We start from the raw sequence: 946 nt of genomic DNA, 5'->3' as shown, positions 1-946 counted from the left end.
CCCGGATTTGCCAAAGCGCCTTCTCCAATGCAAGGACCGGGACTTCCAACACCCGGACAACCTTCCGCGATCCGTCCCCCCATCGCATTCAACAATGGTGCAGGAATATTGACCTGCTTCCCATCAGCTACGCATTTCTGCCTCGCCTTAGGGGCCGACTCACCCTACGCCGATGAACGTTGCGTAGGAAACCTTGGGCTTACGGCGAGGGGGCCTTTCACCCCCTTTATCGCTACTCATGTCAGCATTCGCACTTCTGATACCTCCAGCACGCTTTTCAACGCACCTTCGCAGGCTTACAGAACGCTCTCCTACCATGCACATAAATGTGCATCCGCAGCTTCGGTATATGGCTTAGCCCCGTTACATCTTCCGCGCAGGACGACTCGATCAGTGAGCTATTACGCTTTCTTTAAAGGGTGGCTGCTTCTAAGCCAACCTCCTGACTGTTTTAGCCTTCCCACTTCGTTTCCCACTTAGCCATATTTGGGGACCTTAGCTGGCGGTCTGGGTTGTTTCCCTCTTGACACCGGACGTTAGCACCCGATGTCTGTCTCCCGTGATTGCACTCTTCGGTATTCGGAGTTTGCTATGGCGACGTAATCCGCAATGGACCCATCAACCATGACAGTGCTCTACCCCCGAAGGTGAGACACGAGGCACTACCTAAATAGTTTTCGGAGAGACCCAGCTATTTCCAAGTTTGTTTAGCCTTTCACCCCTATCCACAGCTCATCCCCTAACTTTTCAACGTTAGTGGGTTCGGACCTCCAGTACGTGTTACCGCACCTTCATCCTGGCCATGGATAGATCACCTGGTTTCGGGTCTACGACCACGTACTCAATTCGCCCTATTCAGACTCGCTTTCGCTGCGGCTCCGGTACTTAATACCTTAACCTCGCTAGTAAAATTAACTCGTAGGCTCATTATGCAAAAGGCACGCCG

Annotated in this window: 1 rRNA gene; it reads right to left on the bottom strand. The window is 52.6% G+C overall.

The features are described 5' to 3' along the window. Nucleotides 1-946: ribosomal RNA gene (locus SCA31_RS22410) — 23S ribosomal RNA — on the bottom strand; the annotation flags it as partial.

This window comes from Chryseobacterium sp. SIMBA_028 (genome assembly GCF_046535285.1).
In the GTDB taxonomy this organism is placed as follows: domain Bacteria; phylum Bacteroidota; class Bacteroidia; order Flavobacteriales; family Weeksellaceae; genus Chryseobacterium.
This window is presented reverse-complemented; position numbering and strand designations above follow the sequence as displayed.